The organism is Bacteroides galacturonicus, from assembly GCF_003096855.1.
Taxonomy (GTDB): Bacteria; Bacillota; Clostridia; order Lachnospirales; family Lachnospiraceae; genus Lachnospira; species Lachnospira rogosae.
On record NZ_QEOA01000006.1, the window covers coordinates 141018 to 163305 of the forward strand.

Annotated in this window: 19 protein-coding genes; 3 read left to right on the plus strand and 16 right to left on the minus strand. The window is 36.4% G+C overall.

The genetic code is table 11. The features are described 5' to 3' along the window. Window positions 1–431 precede the first annotated feature (431 nt). Window positions 432–1025: a hypothetical protein gene (locus tag C7390_RS09325; protein ID WP_055173977.1), complete on the minus strand. Its 594-nt coding sequence runs from the start codon at window positions 1023–1025 to the stop codon at window positions 432–434. Between the two features lie 393 nt (window positions 1026–1418). Here C7390_RS09325 and C7390_RS09330 point away from each other — a divergent pair, with 393 nt between their 5' ends. Next, window positions 1419–2072, plus strand: coding sequence for a GntR family transcriptional regulator (locus C7390_RS09330; protein WP_116444070.1), 654 nt, complete (start codon window positions 1419–1421; stop codon window positions 2070–2072). A gap of 129 nt (window positions 2073–2201) precedes the next feature. Here the strand turns inward: C7390_RS09330 and pckA are convergent, their stop codons facing one another. The 11 genes from pckA to C7390_RS09385 all read right to left on the minus strand — a co-directional run bounded on the left by pckA (window position 2202) and on the right by C7390_RS09385 (window position 17043). After that, complete coding sequence (gene pckA / locus C7390_RS09335) at window positions 2202–3806, minus strand: phosphoenolpyruvate carboxykinase (ATP) (protein WP_116444071.1); 1605 nt, start codon at window positions 3804–3806, stop codon at window positions 2202–2204. A 294-nt stretch (window positions 3807–4100) separates the two neighbouring features. Next, window positions 4101–5432 (minus strand): MATE family efflux transporter, encoded by a 1332-nt coding sequence (locus C7390_RS09340; RefSeq protein ID WP_055306254.1) that lies wholly within the window; start codon window positions 5430–5432, stop codon window positions 4101–4103. Between the two features lie 21 nt (window positions 5433–5453). Next, a complete protein-coding gene (locus C7390_RS09345) occupies window positions 5454–5900 on the minus strand; it encodes a MarR family winged helix-turn-helix transcriptional regulator (RefSeq protein ID WP_055173973.1) in 447 nt (148 codons plus the stop codon). 367 nt (window positions 5901–6267) lie between these two features. Then, entirely contained in the window at window positions 6268–8094 is a 1827-nt protein-coding gene (locus C7390_RS09350) for a bifunctional diguanylate cyclase/phosphodiesterase (RefSeq protein ID WP_116444072.1), read from the minus strand. Between the two features lie 68 nt (window positions 8095–8162). Beyond that, window positions 8163–9338 (minus strand): MalY/PatB family protein, encoded by a 1176-nt coding sequence (locus tag C7390_RS09355; RefSeq protein WP_055173971.1) that lies wholly within the window; start codon window positions 9336–9338, stop codon window positions 8163–8165. A 36-nt stretch (window positions 9339–9374) separates the two neighbouring features. Further along, window positions 9375–10352, minus strand: coding sequence for a choloylglycine hydrolase (gene bsh, locus C7390_RS09360; RefSeq protein ID WP_055173970.1), 978 nt, complete (start codon window positions 10350–10352; stop codon window positions 9375–9377). Between the two features lie 261 nt (window positions 10353–10613). After that, on the minus strand, window positions 10614–11945 hold the full coding sequence (locus C7390_RS09365; protein ID WP_055306255.1) for an MATE family efflux transporter: 1332 nt from the start codon (window positions 11943–11945) through the stop codon (window positions 10614–10616). 325 nt (window positions 11946–12270) lie between these two features. Further along, entirely contained in the window at window positions 12271–12897 is a 627-nt protein-coding gene (locus C7390_RS09370; RefSeq protein ID WP_116444073.1) for an SGNH/GDSL hydrolase family protein, read from the minus strand. A gap of 490 nt (window positions 12898–13387) precedes the next feature. Beyond that, complete coding sequence (locus tag C7390_RS09375; protein WP_116444074.1) at window positions 13388–14179, minus strand: AAC(3) family N-acetyltransferase; 792 nt, start codon at window positions 14177–14179, stop codon at window positions 13388–13390. Between the two features lie 52 nt (window positions 14180–14231). Beyond that, a complete protein-coding gene (locus tag C7390_RS09380; RefSeq protein WP_318255822.1) occupies window positions 14232–15581 on the minus strand; it encodes an MATE family efflux transporter in 1350 nt (449 codons plus the stop codon). A gap of 151 nt (window positions 15582–15732) precedes the next feature. Then, entirely contained in the window at window positions 15733–17043 is a 1311-nt protein-coding gene (locus C7390_RS09385) for a glycoside hydrolase family 28 protein (protein ID WP_090140208.1), read from the minus strand. 163 nt (window positions 17044–17206) lie between these two features. Between C7390_RS09385 and C7390_RS09390 the strand changes: the two genes are divergently transcribed. Both C7390_RS09390 and C7390_RS09395 read left to right on the plus strand, forming a co-directional pair. After that, window positions 17207–17548 (plus strand): hypothetical protein, encoded by a 342-nt coding sequence (locus tag C7390_RS09390; RefSeq protein ID WP_318295644.1) that lies wholly within the window; start codon window positions 17207–17209, stop codon window positions 17546–17548. 21 nt (window positions 17549–17569) lie between these two features. Then, window positions 17570–18847, plus strand: coding sequence for a GGDEF domain-containing protein (locus tag C7390_RS09395; protein ID WP_318295645.1), 1278 nt, complete (start codon window positions 17570–17572; stop codon window positions 18845–18847). 155 nt (window positions 18848–19002) lie between these two features. Here the strand turns inward: C7390_RS09395 and C7390_RS09400 are convergent, their stop codons facing one another. From C7390_RS09400 to C7390_RS09415, 4 genes are read right to left on the minus strand one after another with little or no spacing between them, the layout of a single operon-like run. Beyond that, the gene (locus tag C7390_RS09400; protein WP_116444077.1) at window positions 19003–19725 is read right to left on the minus strand and encodes a carbon monoxide dehydrogenase; all 723 of its coding nucleotides are present in this window, start codon (window positions 19723–19725) and stop codon (window positions 19003–19005) included. Further along, on the minus strand, window positions 19722–19901 hold the full coding sequence (locus C7390_RS09405) for a hypothetical protein (RefSeq protein ID WP_022501585.1): 180 nt from the start codon (window positions 19899–19901) through the stop codon (window positions 19722–19724). Before C7390_RS09405 ends, C7390_RS09400 begins: the two co-directional genes overlap by 4 nt. Further along, window positions 19898–20695, minus strand: coding sequence for an acyl-CoA dehydratase activase (locus C7390_RS09410; RefSeq protein ID WP_055306258.1), 798 nt, complete (start codon window positions 20693–20695; stop codon window positions 19898–19900). Before C7390_RS09410 ends, C7390_RS09405 begins: the two co-directional genes overlap by 4 nt. A 31-nt stretch (window positions 20696–20726) precedes the next feature. Then, window positions 20727–22265, minus strand: coding sequence for a 2-hydroxyacyl-CoA dehydratase family protein (locus C7390_RS09415; protein WP_090140214.1), 1539 nt, complete (start codon window positions 22263–22265; stop codon window positions 20727–20729). Between the last annotated feature and the right edge of the window lie 23 nt (window positions 22266–22288).

Sequence of the window (22288 nt, forward strand, 5' to 3'; positions counted from 1 at the left end):
CGCATAATTATTCAAGAAAAACGTATTTTACTGTCGAATTCTGCACCATATTTTTAAAAAAATCAGCTATAGGGTAACATAACTTTCCCTATAGCTGACTTTTATCTTTATTCTATCGTAAGTTTACATATTAATATTCTCACTATTACATATGCGTCTATTATCTTACTTACATACTTTCGTATGTTTCTGTACCTGAAATATTACTATAATACTATGATGTCGGGGTCAAAAGCCCCCGACTTTGATACCTACGAATTGTTCCGTGCTACGCACTCCCACAATTCTCCCCAATATTCGCATATCGTGGGATTATCATCCCACTTTTATGCTCATATCGGGGCGGGTCCCAAGGTCTTTCACCCACCTATGAGCAAGCTCATGTGGGTTTATACCTTTTGACCCTGGTATCATACTATATTACCATAATATTAAGCTTCTGATGCTTCGCCATCCTCATCAGTATCAGTATCTGTCTCTGCATATGTCTGCTCTGTTACGCTTACAATAACCTTCTCTAATACATCAGGTGATATTGATACATCTTTGTCCTTAGCAATATCAAGGTCTCCTACCTTAATACTGTCGCCCGGCTTAAGTTCTCCTATATCAACGCTTACCTTTTCAACAAGTGCTGATTTAGTTGCCTTATATGGAATTTCCTCCATATGCTGTTCAACAACCCCCTGTACCTTGTCGTGATTAACTAATACTATCTCTGCAACTGAGTGAACCTTTTCTCCTTCTGTAAGTACCTGGAAATCAATCTCTAATGTCTGTCGCTTGATTGGGTCGTAATCAACTTCCTTTACAAGAACATCATAATCTGTTGTATCGATTGTAAGCTTTGCCTCACTACCTTTGTTGCAAACTGATAAGAAACGCTCTGCTTCTTTCTTCTCAATCTTTACCGGTATTGATTCTGCAAGGCTTCTTCCAAATACATTGCCAGTTACATAACCTTCCCTTCTTAATTTCTTTGCCTTGTCATCCATGCTTCTTTTTTCAGCTTTTAAAGTATTCATTTATCTTTTCCTCCAAAAATCTGATTTGCTTAGCAAGCCTTCAACAAAGAGGTTCTGTTAAGTTTATCTATTCTTTATTACGATTTGTATTATAGTCCTTTGCAATTAAACAGATTAACCAAATTTTCAAGTTTTTTTTGTGCAATCATTACATATTTTCATTATAGTATTTTAACACAATCACTTTACATATTCAGATTTTAAATTATTTTATTACGAACATTGCGTGCCGGTATACCGATTTTATATTTATTTTATTGATTTTAATATAATAATCGTCTATTATATATCAGTAAATTGTATTTTTTATGTTTTTTTAATTTATTTTAAAAGTCCATTTATAAATTTATTATCGTAACTTTTTATTCAGGCATTTATACAACGGAGGAATCTATGCAGCTTATGTCATCATTGCAGCTTGAGGCTTATAATTACATTAAGAATTTAATTCTTACTCACCAGCTCGATGTCAACACACTTTACTCAGAAACTAAATTATCCAAAGAACTCGGCATATCAAGAACACCTATGAGAGAGGCTCTGCAATGCTTAAGCCAGGATGGTTATATCACAGTTATCCCAAGCAATGGCTTTCGCATAAGACAATTAAGCCAGAAAGATATGAGGGAAACTATCCAGATAAGATGTGCTATCGAAGGATTTTGTACGCAATGCCTGGCTAAAGAATATCAGACTGCTAAAGGTCAGAATACAATACAGAAACTTGGTGAAATTCTCAAACACCAGAAAGAATCACTTGCTCTTGATGATAACTACGAAAGTTTTATTAATTACGACCATAAGTTTCACCTGCTCTTAGTTAATTACATTGAGAATGAGGAGATTAATCATATGTTCCAAAAGCTTATGTATCTTATCCGACTTACAACACAGTCGGCACTTGAGGTTGAAGGCCGTATTAATGGAACAATAGATGAACATTCTGAATACTTTGAGAACCTGAAAACCGGCAATGGCAATGAGGCTTACAGAATCCTTATTGATCATCTTATGATGCCTCTTAATATTGTCAGGACAGAACTTTAATTTATAGAGAATATAGTCAAACAAAACCGCTTGTAACTAATGCTTACCATTAATTACAAGCGGTCTTTTTATATACCAATAAAATATTTAATTAAATTGACAATCGTCTGTTATATCCAGAATTATTAATTATAACTGAGGACCAGCAGCTACTAAAGCCTTACCAGCTTCGTTGCCTGTATACTTAACAAAGTTCTTGTTAAATCTTTCAGCAAGATCCTTAGCCTTTGTCTCCCATTCAGAAGCATCAGCGTATGTGTCTCTAGGATCAAGGATACCTGAATCAACACCTGGAAGTTCTGTAGGTACTTCAAAGTTGAACATAGGAAGTGTCTTTGTAGGAGCTGTCTTAATAGCACCTGAAAGGATAGCATCGATGATACCACGAGTATCCTTAATAGAAATTCTCTTACCTGTTCCATTCCAGCCTGTGTTAACTAAGTAAGCCTTAGCTCCGCTCTTTTCCATCTTCTTAACAAGCTCAGCAGCATACTTTGTAGGATGAAGCTCAAGGAATGCCTGTCCGAAGCAAGCTGAGAATGTAGGTGTAGGCTCTGTGATACCTCTTTCTGTACCAGCAAGCTTTGCAGTAAATCCTGAAAGGAAGTAGTACTGTGTCTGCTCTGGAGTAAGAATAGATACTGGAGGAAGTACACCAAATGCATCAGCTGAAAGGAAGATAACATTCTTAGCAGCTGGAGCTGAAGATATAGGTCTTACAATATTCTTAATATGGTTAATTGGATAAGATACACGAGTATTCTCTGTTACGCTCTTATCAGCAAAGTCAATCTTACCATTCTCATCAAGAGTAACGTTCTCAAGAAGAGCATTTCTCTTAATAGCATTGTAGATATCTGGCTCTGATTCCTTATCAAGGTTAATAACCTTAGCGTAGCATCCACCTTCAAAGTTGAATACGCCATTGTCATCCCAGCCGTGTTCATCATCACCGATAAGAAGTCTCTTAGGATCTGTAGAAAGTGTTGTCTTACCTGTTCCTGAAAGACCGAAGAAGATAGCTGTGTTCTCACCATTCTTATCTGTGTTAGCTGAGCAGTGCATTGAAGCTATTCCCTTAAGTGGAAGGTAGTAGTTCATCATAGAGAACATACCCTTCTTCATCTCTCCACCATACCATGTGTTGATGATTACCTGCTCGTGGCTTGTGATGTTGAATGCTACACATGTCTCTGAGTTAAGACCTAATTCTGCGTAATTCTCAACCTTAGCCTTAGAAGCGTTATATACTACGAAATCTGGCTCGAAGTTTTCAAGTTCTTCTGCTGTTGGCTTAATGAACATGTTAGTTACGAAATGTGCCTGCCATGCTACTTCTACGATAAAACGAACAGCCATTCTTGTATCCTTGTTAGCACCACAGAACGCATCTACTACGAAAAGTCTCTTGTTGCAGAGTTCTTTCTTAGCAATATCCTTAACCTTAGCCCATACATCTTCTGACATTGGGTGGTTATCATTCTTGTACTCATCTGAAGTCCACCATACTGTGTCCTTAGAATTCTCATCTACTACAATGTACTTATCCTTAGGAGAACGACCTGTATAGATACCTGTCATAACATCAACAGCACCAAGTTCGCTTTCCTTTCCTACTTCGTAACCTTCGTTAGAAGCCTTTGTTTCTTCTTCGAATAATAATTCATAAGAAGGATTGTGAATAATCTCTGTAGCGCCTGTAATACCATACTTGCTTAAATCAACGTTTGCCATTTTACATTAAACCTCTTTTCTTAAATTGTAGCACCAATAGGGCTTGTATGCCCTTTGGCAGATTACAGAAAATGGATTTAACCAAATTCTTCTGTTAGTATACATAATCAGCCTGCAAAAAGCAACCTTTTAATTGTTAAGTTTTTAACTTTTTATATCAATAATTCCTAATATTTATGTTAAATTCCAATTAAATATCATTACTATTTTACATATAACCGTATTTATACATATATCTGTATTATATATGCCGTATTCCTACACATATGTGTATTATTATCTATATCTATATTCTTACACATAACCGTATTTCTTGCGGTTTATTATTATGAATATAAGGCTTACGAACAATGCCAGAAGTTCTGCCGCTATAACAGCCATCCATATTCCATTAATTCCAAGTATAAGCGGAAGTATCATAATCATCGCTATCTGGAATACGAACATTCTAAGAAATGATACTGCCGCCGATACCGCACCATTATTAAGTGCAGTAAAGAATGACGAAGTAAATATATTAAGTCCATTGAAAAGATATGCTACTGAATATATTCTTATAGCAAGCGTTGTAAGCTCAAGCAGTTCCTTATCGTAGCTTACAAATATTCCTGCAAGATATTTTGCAAGCACCTCAGCAAGTCCGGTCATAACTAAGGACGCCACAATAATAAGCGTTATGCTTTTCCTGAACAGATTTTTAAGTTCTTTTTTATTGCCTGAACCATAATGATAGCTTATTACTGGTGCTGAACCTACCGCATAACCAAGATATGTTCCTGAGAATATAAATCCAACATACATAATTATTCCGTATGCAACAACACCATTTGTACCTATATACTTCATAAGCTGCATATTATAAAGCATATTTACAAGTGACATCGACATATTGGTAACCATCTCTGATGAGCCGTTAATGCAGGTCTTTATTATTATATCTTTGTTAAAACGCGCCTTCTGCAATTTAAGCACGTCACTTTTATCACTAAGGAAATATATTATCGGTATTATCGAACCAACTATCTGGCTTATTCCTGTTGCAAGTGCCGCACCAAATACGCCAAGCTTTAATACATATATGAACAGGAAATCCAAAAACATATTCGTAAATCCTGCAAGCAGTGAAACTCCAAGTCCAAGCTTTGGCTTTTCAGCCACAACAAGAAAGCTCTGGAAAGCATTTTGCAGGAATAATGCTGTAAGCATAACAAGCAGTGTTCTTCCGTATATTACACAATCATCAGCGATACTTCCCCTTGCACCAAGTGCCGCAGCTATAGGACGTATAAATATAATTCCGATTGCTGACAGTGCAACACCTGACACTATGCAAAGGTATATAAGCATAGAAAAATATTCTCTTGCCTTTTCTTTCTTGCCCTCTCCAAGTGTCTTTGATACGATGGCACTTCCTCCCGTACCAATCATAAATCCAACCGAGCCAAGTATCATTACAACCGGCATTATAAGATTAACTGCCGCAAATGCATCACTTCCTACAAAGTTGGATACAAATACTCCATCGACAACACCATATATTGATGTAAATATCATCATAATAATTGTAGGTAATGTAAATTTAATAAGCTTACCGTATGAAAAATGGTCTGATAATTTTATCTTCACTTTAATTCTCCTTGATGTTCTCTAATTCTTTATACTCTCAATAAGGCTCTCAAGCTTCTTCATATGCTTATATGTTGTTTCAAACATAACCTCAATCTCCCTGCTGTCCAATTGCTCAAAAGACTGCTTTTCTGCCTCTATTACAGGTTTAATAATCTTTTCCGCTAGCAGTTGTCCTTCTTTGGTAAAATGTATCTGCTTCTCTTTCTTATTATCATTAGACGGCTCTAATATTATAAGTCCATTTTTTTCCATAGTCTTAAGTGAGGAATTAACGGTCTGTGCACTGTAGAACCACTCCTCACATATATTCTTCTGTGTTATCCCCTCACCATAATAATATACAGAATACATTATCCAGAAAGCTGTATCTGATATGCCATTCTTCGCCGCATAATCGTGGTATATAACATTGGTTTCTTTACATACCTGATTAAACATCTGAAGATTTTTTGATATGTTCTTCATTCTAACTCCTTCTTAAATTATACCTGCTATCCAATTCTGCTTATTTTTTATTTTTAACTTTTCAATTTTATCCGTTCCTAATAGTTTATTCCGAAATCGGACTATTGCATCTTACTCCGATTTCGGAATAAAGTCAAGCTGCCAGCTTAACACCCTGTAATTTCGTATAAATTTCGATTACTGCTGTATACATAAAGCTATAAACATAACATAATTAAAAAAGACTTTTTAATTATTACCAGCCATATGAACCAGTCACACGGCTGCGTTAATAATTAAAAAGTCCTATTAATCTTACTAATATTATTGAATTTAAATACTATTAAATCATATAATATTATCAATGTCCTAAGCATTATTATACATTTTACACCTTAATGCCATACTTCTCCTCAAAATCCCCGACAGTAATCGGCTTTGAGAAGTAATAGCCCTGAAACCAGTCACAATTCATCTTGGCAAGCATAGAAAGCTGGTCAACATTCTCAACGCCCTCCGTTATTACGTCCATTCCTATATCGTGTGAAAGACTTATAATCGACCTTAATATCTGCTCTCCACGCTCCTCGTGGCTTGACTTCTTAAGGAATACCCTGTCTATCTTGATAACATCAGCACACACATCTTTAAGGAAATTAAAAGAAGAATATCCGCTTCCAAAATCATCTATCTCTATTATAAATCCCTCATCGTGAAGTCTTTCTATAGTCTTATGTGCCGCCTGCTTATCCTCTGATAACGCTGTTTCTGTTATCTCAATGTGAAGCTTATCTGTATCTATACCATACTTACTTACAAGATTTTTGAAAGTCTGGTATACATCAATATGATAGAAATCCTTTGCTGATATATTAACCGATATATAATAATTATAACCAGAGTCTTTCCATATCTTAAGCTGCTTAGCAGCTTCCTCCCATATGTAGTTATCCAGCCTGTATATAAGTCCTGCATCTTCAAAGCACTCTATAAATGCACCTGGCATAATAAGTCCCATATTAGGATGATTCCATCTTATAAGTGCCTCTGCTCCAAGCATATTGCCATCCTTATCCGTCTGTGGCTGTAAATACATACAGAACTGGTTCTCATTAAGTGCTGTCTCGAACTCACCTATAAGCTGCTGTTTAAATATGTCATTCCTATATGAATTCTCATCATAATAAAGAATATAATTGCTCATATTACCTTTACTCTTCATAATCACAAGAGATACCTTGTCTACCATCTGTCTTATCGTTTCATTGACATCTTTTATGTAATATACTCCAAGATATATATGAAGCCTGAAATTCTTGTTGGAATACCTGTCACTAAGCAGCTTTATCATATCAGAAAATTCTTTCTCAGACAGATACTCCTTAGGAATAACCATAGCAATTATGTCACCATTAAGTCTTCCAAGAACTGAATTACCTTTCATCTTCTGCCTGATAATATTAACTTCATCTATTAATATCTTATCTGCAATATTCTCACCATATATTTCATTAATAAGCTTAAAACTCTTAATATCTGATAATATAAGGCAATACTCTGTATCAGTATGCTCCTTTATGAGCTTCTGTGCATTCTTGTAAAACCCATACCTGTTATACGCCTTGGTAAGTGAATCGTAATTAAGCCTGTATTCAAGCTTGGCATATACAGCGGCATTCTCTCTTGTAGTACCAAGATAACTCCCCAGTGCCGCAAGTAGTCTGATTACGTCCTTTGCATCCTTTATATTAGGATTATCAACACCTATAAACCCTTTTAATGTATTGCTTAATATTATTGGAAACACTATAAGTGTATGTATATTCTGAGGCTTTAATATTTCATATTCAACAGGCATAGTCTCTTTTACATTTTCCAAATCTTCAATAAATATACTCTCACCACTTGAAAGCTTTGGTATCCAATACGGCATATCCTCTGCTCTCAAATTCTGAAGTTGATTAATCTGTGGTTCAATACCTTCATTACACCACTCATATGTGTTATAATAACAACCGTCTTTTTCATCAACTATATATGCTCTGTCAGCTTTCGTAAAATGTCCGATTTTTTCAAGAAGATTATTTATTGCTACCTGACATTCCCGTACATTTCTTACCTTTCCAAGTTCTGCCATCTGTGTAAGAATAAAATGTTCTGCCTCAAGTTCTGATTTTAATATTTGATTTTCGTATTGCAAACTTCCATTTTCCATATATTACCCCATTAATTATCAGCTAGTATATCCTTACAAAGTTAATCAACTGCCAGCTTAACAACTTGTTAATTCATAGCCAGCCTGATACCTTCTTCAAGTCTTTTAAGACCGTCCATAAGCACTGCCTTAGGACACGCAATATTTAATCTTAAGAATTGATTGCCATTACCGCCATACACATTGCCTGCTGACAGATATAACCCTGTCCTGTTTCTTATGTATGCCGCTAATTCACTGCTATTATCAGTAATTGCTGAACAATCCAGCCATAAAAGATATGTTGCCTCTGATTGCACAACTTTTATTGATGTAATATTGTCATTGACATACTCGTTAACAATTCTTTTATTATTATAAATGTAACCTCTCAATTCATCAAGCCATTTATCACCATAATTATAAGCTGCTTCTGCTGCCCATACCGCAAACGCGTTAGGCTCTGCAACCTCATCAGTATTAAGTGCTCTCCACACCTTATGCCTTAAATTCTTATGTGGCACAATGACAGCTGCTGTCTGTAGTCCTGCAATATTAAATGTCTTAGTAGGTGCAACACAGGTTATGCTTATATCCCTGCATACATCTGATACAGAAGCAAATGGGATATATTCCTTTCCAGGGTCTGTAAGATCACAATGAATTTCATCAGATACCACTGTTACATAATACCTTGCACACAGCTCACCTATCCTTGATAAATCTTCCTTGCTCCATATCTTTCCTGATGGATTTTGTGGATTGCATAATATCATAAGACTTGTCTGTGGATTGGCTAACTTATTCTTTAGGTCTTCCCAGTCAATGCTGTATTCGCCATTCTCATATCTTAATGGATTTTCAAGCACCCTTCTTCCATTATTGATTATTGAATTAAAAAATATATTATAAACTGGTGTCTGTATAACAACATTTTCATTAGGTGTTGTAAGCTTTCTTACTATGCTTGACACTGATGGTATAACTCCTGTGCAAAATACAAGCCAGTCTTTATCAATATCCCAGTTATGTCTTCTTGACCACCAGCCTGCTACAGCCTCATTCCAGCTTTCCGGTATTATTGAATATCCAAATACTCCGTGCGCCGCTCTCTTATTAACAGCCTCAATTATCTCTGGTGCTGTCTTAAAATCCATATCAGCAACCCACATAGGAAGTTCATTTTCTGCAACATCCCATTTCAAGGACTGCGTATTAGTTCTGTCTATTGGTGTATCAAAATCATACTTATCAGTACATTCCATCGCCTTATCTCTCCATCACTATTATTCTGACATATTCTATCTATTCTGCCATCTTACTTCACCCTTAGTAATAATTGGATATCTTATAAGCTCTGTTCCGTCCAGATTTTCCTTGTGCATATCTACTGCTGTTATCTGATGATTATCATATGTTGTGTAATAATATATTCCCTTTGCCGCATTGCAGCAGGATGTATAAATAGTAATCTCATACTTTCCGTCAGCTACCTCACAACAACCTCTCTGCTGTTCTACCGAACCTAGTATATGAAAGAACTGGCTTACACTTTCTTCCTCTGTATCGCTTGAAATTGCGTTAAGCTTGGTAAATGCTGCTCTTATAAAACGTGACTGGCTTGATAAATCTCCCGGAAGTCCCATAGCTCCCATTCCACGGCTGTAAGCATTTAACTTAAGCTTGTCTGCAAATGTATTATCTGGCTGTCTGCTTGAAAGCCCTGCATAATTATTAAGTGCAAACATCTGCATATCAAATGGCGGATTGTTAGTAAGCACTCCGACCGGATTGTCATATATATGAAGTCCGTCTTTCATCGATTCAACTGTGATTGCTTCATCTTTATCTGCAATTATCCAGTGAAGCTGTGCCGCTGGAAGCTGGCTGCTGAATGGTGTTCCTGTAAGATTAATTCCATCAAGCTTAGCTCTTGCTTCGCTGACTGTCGCACACTGGCTTAATATCCAAGGTATGAACTCAAACTGTGCTATATCCTTCTCACCACATACTGATGCCTTATATGCCGCATTACCAACAAAGTTAAGTCCAGCCATTCCAAGACCTTTTTCATTAACCGCATCATAATAAAGTGGGTATCCTTCTGACACAAATGCCATACCAATTATTGCATAATGGCTTTTAAGCTGTCCTATATGCCTGAAATCAAATATATAATTCCTTGGTGTAACTGTTATCTCTTCACCATATGAGAACTCATAATCAAGAGTTCTTCCAAAATAGAAATCTTTAGTCTTATAAGTAACTGCTGTACACATATATTAAGCCTCCTCTTTTATTCGCAATTTATATATTTTATTGTATACCAATTATATTATCTTCACTCTCCATATAATTACAATTAATATTTTTATATAATATTGTAAATTGTATTTTTAATTATACAACCATTATTCTTCAAAATAAAGCAATTATACAAATCCAATAATTAAATTTACATAAACCATATTATTGACTTTACCTCAAATCTGTATTGATGACATGCTGTTTCATAAGATACCTTATATGTCTGATTACATTTAATGATGATGTGTCGCCTTTTTATAGATTATATACGATATAAATGCAGTTACCAACTCAGTAACTCCAAATGACCACCACACTCCATTAACCTCATATATCCTGGAAAGAATAAATGCAACTGGAATTATAATAACTGCATATCTGAATACTGATATTACAAGTGATGGAAGTCCTTTTCCCAATCCTTCCAGTGCACCAGAGGCTGTTACAGATACTGACGATACGATAAAGCCTGCACTGATTATTCTAAGTGCCTTGGCACCGGCACTAATTGTATTTGCATTAGTTGTGAATAAGCCTATAAGCTTATCTGGTATTCCAAGGCATATAGCTGTTCCAGCACACATAATTATTAATACTATTATTGTGGCTGTCGAATATATTTTCTTAACCCTCTTATGCTCTCCTGCACCATAATTATATCCGATTAATGGTCTCATTCCCTGAACAACTCCATTGGCAGGCAGATAAAGAAATGTCTGTAACTTGTAATATACACCAAGCACGAATACATATGTCTGTGAAAATGCTGCTAGTATTACATTAAGTGCTGATATTAACAGTGAAGGAAGTGCCATATTAAGACTGGCTGGTATGCCGACCGAATACATTTTCAGACATAATGTTTTCTCTGGCTTCATACATTTTCTTGTAAAACGCACTGGCATAGGTCGTAGTATATATATGATAACATACACAAGAAGACTTACTGTCTGTCCTATTCCTGTGGCAATTGCCGCTCCTCTTATTCCAAGATCAGGGAATATTCCTATTCCGAATATAAGCATCGGGTCAAGCACGATATTAGTTATACAGCCACCAAGCATTGCCGTCATTGATGCTGTCATTCTTCCAACAGCCTGAAATGTCTTTTCAAACACCAGCTGCCATGCAAGTATTGTTGAAAATGCAAATGCTATATATGAGTATTGAAGTCCTAATTCTACAATACTGCTGTCATTAGTAAACATACAAAGGAATGGCTTTATAAGCATAATACAGCCTGCTGTCATTACTATTCCGTGTATTGTCGCAAGTAATATCCCCTGACTTGCGGCTTTGTCTGCCTGTACCTTATCCTGTGCACCCATATAAAATGATATTACTGAATTTATTCCTATTCCAAAACCTATCATTACCGAATTAATAAAGTTCTGCATTGGAAACACAAGCGATATAGCAGTCATCGCGTCTTCGCTTATCTGTGCTACGAAGAAGCTGTCTACAATGTTGTAGAGTGAATTTACAAGCATTGATATAACCATTGGAAGTGCCATAGTTATCAGAAGTTTTAATACGTTTTCTTTCTTCATATAAGTCTGATCCATACTTATCTCCTTATCTTATTGGGGTAAATCCCCTATTTCATAAAAATGAATGTGCTAAACACATTCCTGTGCCGAGTGCGGTCGCCTGCGACCAATTACATCTTCGCACGAGTGTGCATTATTGGCACATAGTGCCTTTTGTGTAATAAGGAATCACGATAGAATTCCCTATTACACAAAAATAGCCACATAGCTGTGATTAACAGCTATGTGGCGAAAAATAGATTCAACTAGAAAAATCCACATATATTTTATAAATTAATTGTAGCTGACAGCCTTTGTTATTGTTATACTCAAGGCTATGGTATTATAACATTATGTATTTTTAAATGTCAAACCACTTTAATATGTTTCTTGCAAGTTCTTTATGTCCCTGTTCGCTTAGGTGTTCCCTGTCTATTTCGCTTGGCTGTGCTGCATCTGAGGCTGATAAGAAATCTATTGATTCTTTTTCTGCAATTTTGCTGTATACACCTGCAAGCTTCTTAGATACTTCAACAGAAGCTTCTGAGAACTCAGGGTCGTAGTCCTGCTCCCACACACCTTTTCCAAGATGTATCGGTGATACAAGAAGTATTCTGCTGTGTGGAAGGCAGCTCTTTACCTGATTAATTAATCTCTCCACACCCTGTCCGATAACTTCTGCCGAAGCGTTGTATACTGTCTTGCAGTCATTAGTTCCTAACATTATAATCACATCTGTTACTGGATTGTGCGACTCTAATATTGTTGGAAGGAATTTGAATGAATTGCGGCCATCTCTTAATTGGTCGTCAAATACTGTTGTTCTTCCGCACAATCCTTCCTCTATCACACGATATTCATTATTAAAATGTCTGTTAAGTTCATTATCTAAAATACTTGTCCATCTTACGCCCCAAGGGTAACGCTGGTTAGTCTTAGGGATAAGCCCCCAGGTGTTGGAATCTCCAAAACATAGTATCTGCTTCATATGGTATGCCTCCAATATTATATAAATTTATTGCTTTTGAATTGCATTACACTTTCAAATTGCATTACAGTGGTGCTCTAATTCAATGTTATGACAACGGACATTAGAAAAGCATTGTTATATAGTGAGGCGTGCTGGATTGTTATAAGCAACAAAGACACGTTTGCACTAAGTGTCGCTCGCAGCGGTACTAAAGTGCTAAAGAACAGCACTTAAGGACCGGCGGCTCCCCATTGTCTTTTTATGCTTATATCAATCCAGCACTTGACGGTAGGGTTGCGATGGCTTTTCTAATTGGGCGTTGTTACAAAATTCAAATAAGTTATCAACTTGTAATTGCTATTTACATATATTTATTGTATGTTTATAGGATTATTATATGTTATTATTGGGGGATTGTAAAATTGATATATTTTATGCCTTGTTATAGTTTTTAACTATAGCAAGGCATTTTTAAACACTGACCATATAAAAAGATATTTTTATTTGGTTAATCTGTAAAGTCCTGCCACTGGGACTTTTCAATCGGGCTTGTTACTATACATTCGGGGGCTGGGGACAATATGTGCCTTACCACCTTAAAGATTTGGCCGGCATCACACAGGAGGCTGTCGGCATCTGCGAATTTTACTCTGGTCATTGCATTACATTCTAATAATGCCTGGTCAAGCTTTACAAAGTCTTCTGATATATGTGGCTGGATAGCATTGTAATGCTTTCTTACATATACTGTCTTTATAGATTTATCTGGCATAATTATCTGTAGTTTCATTGGTTTGTCTGACAGTCTGTTAGGTATGTTAAGCACTTCTTCAACGCTGTGAATGTATGTATTACGCTCATTGCCAACTCCTATAAGAAGTATCTTTCCACCACAGTCTTTTAAGCGGTCATAACAGCCGCCCGGTGTACAAGGTGTGTTATTGTATTCTTCACCTGCAAGATATTCTTTGGCACTTACACCTATTCCTGCCATACTGTGTGTTGGGTGAAGTGAACGTATTACCCCATCTCTTTTAAGAAACAGATTAGTAAGTATCCCAACACAGGACGGCGTAACCGCTGGGTCGTATACTGGATTGTCCTCGTTAATATTTTTCCATGTATGGGTTGGAAGCAGTAAAAGTCCGTCCTTAAAATATTCTATTAGGGCATCAAGCACTGTATCTGCCCTGCCTTCTACTTCCCCTATGGATTTCATTGAAGAATGAACAAGTATTGTTTCTTTTCCTGTAAGCCCCATAGCCTTTAAATATTCTTTTAAATCTTCCTTTGTATACATACTAACCCTCACTTCTTGTAATTTAATCCATCATTGATTATATATTGGATAATCATTCTTTGTTTCTTACCTTTTTTCTTACAAATACAAGACATATTGCCTGCATTACAATTGTTATAAACCACGAAGCTGGATACGATATGAATAACTCATACAGACTTCTATGGCTTGGGAATACACCATATATCCACACAAGTCTTGTCCCAACTGTACCTACAATTGAAAGGACCATAGGAACTGCTGAATAACCTACTCCGCGCATAGCTCCTGGAAGCATATCCATAATGCCACACAGAAAATATGGTATTGTCGATATTGAAAGTATCTCCATACCACACTCTATAACCTCACTCTGGTTCGTGTATATACCAAGTATCTGGCGTCCTAAAATGTATGAACCACCACCGATAACTACTGACACTATAACCGAAAGTATCATACAGTCAATTAACACCTTATCCATTCGCTTGAATTTTCTAACGCCATAATTCTGGCTCGTAAAGCTCATACACGCCTGTGTTATTGAGTTGACAGACACATAAAGAAAGCCAAGTATATTATTAGCGGCTGTATAACCTGCCATTGCTATCTCGCCAAATGAATTAACTGATGATTGAAGCAATACATTTGAAAAATTAATAACAGTACTCTGTATTCCTGCTGGAAGTCCTACACTTAGTATCTGTAAAAGGTAATATTTTCTTATTCTTAAATCCCTTATTCTTAACTTGTAATCTGACTCTGTTGTCATAAGGCATCTTATTACAAGAATACACGATATAAGCTGTGAAGTAACTGTTCCTATAGCAACACCTGCAACACCCATTTTAAATATTATCACAAGCACAAGGTCTAAAACCGCATTGGTAGAACCTGCTATTATAAGATACATAAGTGGTCTTTTCGTGTCACCTACTGCCCTTAATATTGCCGCTCCATAGTTATAAAGCATAAAAAATGGCATACCACAAAAATACAGTCTTAAATACAGTGCTGCCTGTCCAATTACATCATCTGGTGTGTCAATAAGGACAAGTGCCTCTCTTGCGGCAGCAATGCCAATAATGCACATAACAACACCACTTATTGCCGCAAGTGCTATGGCTGTATGGACTGTCTCCGACATTTCTTTAGCTTTGCCTGTTGCATAAAATCTTGCCGCAAGTACATTTGCTCCTAGTGAAACACCTATAAAAAGATTGGTAAACGTACTAATCAGTGCCGTTGTGGAGCCTACCGCGGCAAGTGCAGTACTGCCTGTGAATCTTCCAACAACAATTATATCTACAGCATTAAACATAAGCTGTAACATACCTGAAAGCATTAACGGAAGTGCAAAGGAAATTAGCTTATCCATTAATGTACCATTACACATATCTATTTCATATTTATTATTTTTCACAACTTTATCCTCTTTCTATATATAAACAAGAATGTGCAACGCACATTCTAACACCGAGCACAGCCGCTTACGACATACTACAGCTTCGAGCGAGTGTGCATCATCGGCACATAACATCTGTTAATAATCAGAAAGACATTACTACATTTTATTAGCAGAACTTCTGTTTATTAATGACTACATCCTTAATCGTGTCTGGACGACCGTTTAAAGGTTCAATCTTAGCGAATTCCTTACAGTCTGTACACACAATGCCATCCATATCAATATTTCTGAAGTATGGAACATCTTCTTCATTATCCATAGCTATTGTTTCATTACGGTTAAGCAGGTTGAGTACATAACCCATAGTAAGTATAACTGCCTCACCCTTTATATTAACCATATCGATATTGCGTATTGTGATATTCTCAACAACACCGCCTCTGCCTAGTGCACTCTTTATTCTTACACCTACATCCGTACCTATAAATGTGCAGTTCTCAACAAGTATATCCTTAACACCTCTTGACATTTCACTTCCGATTACGAAACCACCATGTCCTTCATTAACAACACAATCGTGTATATATATATTACTACAAGGTCCATCTATTGTTCTTGCTATTGCATTCTTGCCTGCTTTGATACATATTGCATCATCACCTGTCTCAAATACACTGTGGTGAATATGGACATTAGTACAAGACTCTACATCAATGCCATCACCATTCTGTGCATAATAAGGATTGCGTACCTTAATATTGTCAATTGTGACATTCTCACAGAAAAATGGATGTATATTCCAGGCTGGTGAATTCATAAATGTTACACCACTTAAAAGTACGTTAGTACAATGACGCAGGCTCACCATTACTGGTCTGTAGAAATCATAATAATCTCTTGCTTCTTCTAAAGCTTCATCTTTATCTGACTGGATATTCTTCTCATTACCAAGAAGGCTTGATTTAGTAGGCATCCATATCTGTGTTTCTTTAGTTTCAAATACGTTATCACTCTTTTTTAGAAGCTGTTCCCACTGTTTATCTGTTACCTTGAACTTCTTAACCGGACGCCATTCATCACCACTTCCGTCAACCATACCCATACCTGTAATTGCAACATTTACCGCATTCTCTGCTGTAATAGGTGATACAGTTCTTATGCATGGCTGTCCCTCATAATTAGTTATAATTAAAGGATAATCTTCTTTGGATTTTATGAACTTAAGAAGTCCCTGACTTTCAATTCTTATGCTTACATCTGATAAAAGACGTATTGGTGCACTTGCCCATATTCCTTTAGGAATTACAATTGTACCACCACCATTTTCTGAAAGTTCTTTTACCTTATCATTAATTACTCTGGCATTATGTCTTCCTGTTTCAATATCAAGCTTTCCGCTTATTGCTCCACAATCACTTAATAATACCTCAAGTCTTTTAAACTGGGGAACAGTTACCTTATAATCTTCTCTATACATTCTTTCTCCATTCTGCCTGTTTCTGGCTTTAACATTTTGACTGCATAAACACTGATTGCATACTATTATATACAATTGTTTACTATTATTTATTGTTATTTCGTGCTATATTTAATATTAACATTTACAATTCAAGTAATCAATGAAAGGATAATATTCATCGATGCAAAATATCAAATCGAATATGTCTTTAATTAATAAAAGCATATATTTTGTTATTGCCGGACTTGCAGTTATATGTACCGCCATATTCTTTAGCACCAGAATAACAGGATTATGCCTTAATAATGAAACAACTGCTTCTATATATAATGATTTTAATATACAGTATAATGAACATAATTATACAACCGAACTTCCAATAAAATTAAAAGAAAAAACAAGACACATAACAATTAAAAAGCATATCAAAGCTGACGAACTTGCTGGTGATTATATAGCATTTTACGCTTATAATTCTGCAATAAATGTATACATCAATGATGTGCAGGTATACAGCGAATAAGATATTATGGACACAATAGGTATGGCACGCCCTTCTCACTGGTACTTTATAAAAGTGCCACAAAGTGACTTTACACTTACAATAACTATGGCTTCACAGCTTAATATAAAGAACCTTCTTGAGCTTCACAGCGGAACTAAAAGTGCTCTTATATATTATCTTTTTGCCAGACACTCATTTCCTGCTATAACAGGTGTACTTGCTTTACTTTGTGGCATTATAATATTTTTTGCTTCACTTTTTATTAAAACTGAACTGTGCATAAGACTGCGCTGGTTAAGTATTATAACTGCTATTGCTGGTATCTGGTCTATGTGTAATTCAACAATATTGCAGATATTTATAAGCCGTGGCTCATTCACATCATATATAGGCTATGCCTGTTATTTTCTGTTTCCATTGACCATAACAGGTTACCTGCTTACTTACGAAACATTCGCCGATGAAAAATATTTCAAATTCTTATACTGGATTGAATTTGGCTCAATCATAATAATTACTATGTTACAGTTAAGCCATATTATTATATTATCCAATGTATTATGGATAGTACATATTGAATTAATTACAACATTTATAATGACAATAATAACATTTATACGAAACCATAATGTTATTTCAAAGCAGGAAACTGAAATATACACAGCATTTATAATAATAAGTGTATTCCTGACTATGGATATACTTAGATATTATTCTACCAGACCATCTACTGGCAGGGTCAAATATTCCATCTACGGATTGTTTATTCTGCTTATGTATTTTGCCGGCTCTATATTCATTGTTACACGCAATAACTTCGTTGAACATACACGCAACCGCATATATAAAGAGCTTGCATTTACTGATGGCATGACTAAAATTAACAACCGCTCTGCATTTGAAGTCTATATGGAAAAGGAGCGCAATAAGCCATCTTCCGGCGGCTGCATAATGATTGCCGACCTTAATAACCTTAAGCGTATTAACGATACTTACGGACACAGGCTTGGAGATGAAGCCATTATTAACACTGCTAATCTTATCAACGATAATTTTAACGACATTGGTAACTGCTACCGTATCGGCGGTGATGAATTCTGTGTCATTTCCAATATATCTGATATCAATATACTGCTTAGAAGAATTGATAATTTCCTTGATGATGTCAAAAATATTGCGGCTGACAAACATTATCCATATTCCGTTGCCACAGGTTACGGTATAATCGATGATAGTGGAATTGATCAGTGCTTTAAGGTTGTTGATTCGAAAATGTATCAGAATAAAAGGGCGAGCAAGAAAGGTCGTCTTAACTAGACAAAAAAGCACCATCCATAATTACTGTTATGAAACACCTCTAGCAGTCAGATTTCAGGTCTGGCTTTTGTGGTATTTCATACAGACTTTGTGGAGGGAACATTTTATTTTATACACCTATAATTTATTCAATTGTTATAACTTAATTCTAATTATTACAACTTATCCATATGAAACTTTCTTAAATCCTCTATTTCATCACATAACTCCCTGCTTGAACACGTTGAACAATCCATAACAAGCCCATTGAATATGTGGTTAAGTGAATCAGTTATCTGCTCACATCTGCCTGCATACTGCTTAAGCATTGTATAATCTGCACTACCTGATGTAATAAAGTATATCTTTACAGCCTCAACTTCTTCTCTTGTCTTATAAGCTCTTATAAGCTCTGAACCTATATTAGAAAAGCTTATATTACTATTTACAGCTTCCTTTGATATTCTTACCGGCTCTCTTTCTTTAACTGATGATATTCTCATCATAAATCCATCCGGATATGTATTGTATCTTACATAATCGACAGCTCTCATAACTGCATATAATGCACCTTTTTTAGTGTCATCAAGCACATTTTCCTTAAGCCTTATAAATGTAAGTCTTGCATATGGTATATCTTTGTCAATGCTTGTCATATCATCACCTATAAGATACACTCCGTCTGTATCAACAACAGCTTTATCCATAGTAAATGCCAATGCACTCACAGCCTCATTCATTCCGCCGCCAAGCTCGTATGCCATATCACTTCTTAGCACAAGCTTTTCTTTATCATTCATCTTCCAGTGTGCATTATTATCAAGCCTTCTGCACTCTCCATATGCCTTTATATTCTGCATTACACAGGCTATATCCTTATCATATAACTTCATACTCATTTATTCTTCTTATCTGCCTCACGTCTGTTCTTTGACCAGTTATAATATGCCGTAAGCGGTTTTATAAGCTTTGAGGCAAATTTCATATCAAGATTAAAGAAATATATAAAAAGGCTGAGTATAAACAGCACCGCAATAACAATCGCTATTATTCCAATTATCTTTAATATTATCATCTGGCCATTCCTTTCTGTCTGGCATATTCAGCCGCTCCTAAAGCACCCATAAGCTGTGGATCTATAGGAAGTTCTACCACCTTAACCTTTAACACCTTCTCTATAGCCTGCTTTAAGCCCTCATTCTTGGCACAGCCGCCTGTAAGTGTAACTGATTCAACAACTCCTGCCTTCTTAGCCATTACAAAACATCTCTTTGCTACCGAAAGCTCAATTCCTGCGGCTATCTCCTCCATTGGCTTTCCTTCTCCTACAAGTGAGATTACCTCACTCTCTGCAAATACAGCACATTGTGCTGTTATAGGGATAACATTTTTAGCTGTTAAAGAAAGCTTGGAGAACTCATCAAGGCTCATCTCAAATGCCCTTGCCATTGACTCAAAAAATCTTCCTGTACCAGCCGCACATTTATCATTCATTGAGAAATTAAGAACTGTTCCATCTGTATCTATAGCAATACCCTTAACGTCCTGCCCACCGATATCTATTATCGCCTTTACATCTGGTGCGGCAACGTGAACACCCATAGCGTGACAGCTTATCTCTGATATGTTCTCGTCAGCAAATGGTACTTTATTACGTCCATAGCCTGTTCCAATAAGATAATCAAGTTCGTCTGCACTATTAAGCCCGTCTACTAAAGCTACAGCCTCATCTAAGCTGTCTTTAGCACTAAGCACTGGATTAATTCTGCTTCTTTTAGTGATATTTGCTGCTATTTTTCCTGTTTCATCTAATATAACGCATTTGGTGTAAGTACTTCCTGCATCACAACCGCCATAATATTTAGCCATATTATTATTCCTTTCTTATCTTTATGAATTCTTACCAGTTCTGTGAGTCGTCAAAATCTTCCAATGTAGGGTCAAGCGGCTCTTCACGGAATACAGTTCTCATATATCTGTTGATTTCTGTCCTCATATCTCTTCTGCTGCCGTCCTCAGGACACATAAGATTATGTGTTACCCATATAAGATGTACGCCGTGCTTTCTTGCTTCTTCCTCAAATAAGCCGTGATATCCTGACATTGATTTACAGCCCATATGTACATACATAATAACTATGTCTATATTAAACATCTCACAATAACGCCATAACGCTTCAACACCTGTTTCATAACCGCCATTAGAACGGTTACGCATAATCATATTCTCATACAGATATGCAAGGTCAAGCATTGCCTGATGTTTATCCTCTGTATTGACCATCTCTGTTGATACCATACTTAACATATCGGTTATTGTAACTATACCCCAGCAGTTAAGCAGCCATATTGGAAGTGCTGTATAATATGCCGCCTGAACACCCCACGTCATAGCACGGTGTCGGTATTCCCTTGCCGCAAGCTCTTTCTTCTTATAGCCTTGCATAGCCATTCTTGTGAGCTTCTTATCCATATCAAGAAATGCCTGGTTTCTTCCGCCTGCCGCCTGATATACACCATATCTGTAAAGTGCAAGTGTAACACCCATAACCTGCGGATAGTCAGTCTTTGAGATTTCCATCCATTCAAGGAATTCTTCTGTCTCTGCATTGAACCTTTTCATACTCTTAAAGAAAGCATCCCAGTTAAACTTTTCTCCTGTCTGCTCCTCAATAAAATGTATTGCATTGACAACTTCTTCTGCCGCATATTCCTGCACGCTTTCCTGCCTGTGCCTTATAGGGACAGCAAGCTGGAATGTTGGAATCTTAAATGAGCGTGCCTCAATTCCATTTCCCATAAGACTTCCATCACAGGTTGTATTACACTGTACAGCACAACAGCCAATAAGCGGGAAATCGTCTGCAAGTGCAACTCCAAGCTCTGCCGCCGGCATAGGACATACATCTGTCGGAACTCCATATTCGTGTGTTACATCAACATAATAGCTAACTCCATTCTGCGACATCATTGAGCTTGTATACACGGCTGGAACTTCAACTGAAAGCCACACAAGATTAGGAAATCCACCCATAAGTGTACTCATCATATTCTCATCAAAAAGAACAATCTTCTTATTAAGTTCCTTATCATTGCCGATTGCAGGGTCTGCCCTAAATATCTGTCCAAGCATACCACATATATCTGTAACAATAAGTCCCAGTGCCTGATGTGCCATACGAAGCTGTAAGCCTCTCATTCCTTCCGTATGCCTGTCCATAAAATCAGGCAGTGCAAGATAATTAAGCATCCAGCGGTATCTGAAAAAGCCTTTTATATTATTAGGTTTTATTATAAATGTAATCAAAGTTTTCCAATATCCAAGCCACCTTACATAGTCATACCATGTATCTTTGAAACCTCTCCATTCACGTCTTTTCTTAGGTTTCTTACCAGTATAGAACTTACCAAGCGGCTCACTTCCAAGTTTACCTGACATAGCCAATCCTTTCTTAACCATAT